Here is an 819-nt window from a genome sequence, read left to right as displayed (position 1 = left end):
CCCGAACCGGACTTGCACCTCTCAGCGCATCCGGCTCTCCGTTCAAGCGTTGCTCATAGCAAAGGCGACATCGGCATAGCGCGATTCGATGGTGTTGCGTGTCTCGTCGCGTGCGATGTACGGATTTTCCGACGGCGTACGCCACATGAATCGACCCTTGCGACTGGTTACAAGACGCCGAAGCGCCACCGTCCCATACCAACCCCGACTGTTCTGGCCTTGCAGCACCCATGTCGTGGCCTGCCCCGGTTCCGGTGCCCGGATATAGTCGCGCATCAGCGACCTGAACCCGCGCCGATACCTACGCGCGAGCCAGTATCCGAATTTCCAGAAGACCGTCCGGTCCAGTTTTCCGAACATGGTGGCCGTGAAGTCGGTGTATTGATAGAAGGCGGCCCAGCCGGCAATCTGCCGATTCAGGCTTTCCATCAGATCCATCCGATTTATGCCGTAGTTACCCGACAGTTGCTTGACCAGCCTCCCGGCAAAGCCCCGGTACTTCTCCCACGGAATCGTCGTTACCGGCCGCATGCGGCCGCGTGGTCCGCGTTTGCGAATGATGCGGTGACCGAGGAAGACGATGCCGTCGTTCACGTGCGTGATATGGGTCTTCTCCATATTCAGCGTGAGCTTCAGTTCACCTTCGAGGAATCCACGACACGCTTCGCGCACCGCCTCGGCATGCTCGCGGGTTCCCTTGACCACAATCACGAAGTCATCCGCATACCGACAGTAGGCCACTGCTGGCCTCCATTGCCGGTTTTCTCGCACAGTAGGACGCTGCTTGAGAATCGCGAAGTTCCACGCCCACCGATCCTT

Annotated in this window: 1 protein-coding gene; it reads right to left on the bottom strand. The window is 59.3% G+C overall.

Annotation, left to right across the window (positions count from 1 at the left end):
• Nucleotides 1-42: 42 nt before the first annotated feature.
• A partial coding sequence (locus BDI24065_RS40880) for a reverse transcriptase domain-containing protein (protein WP_254609970.1) occupies nucleotides 43-819 on the bottom strand: 777 nt, incomplete at its 5' end.

The sequence above is a fragment of the Burkholderia lata genome (assembly GCF_902499025.1).
Classification (GTDB): domain Bacteria; phylum Pseudomonadota; class Gammaproteobacteria; order Burkholderiales; family Burkholderiaceae; genus Burkholderia; species Burkholderia lata_C.
Note: the sequence above shows the minus strand (reverse complement) of the source record. Positions and strands in the feature narration are given on the sequence as shown.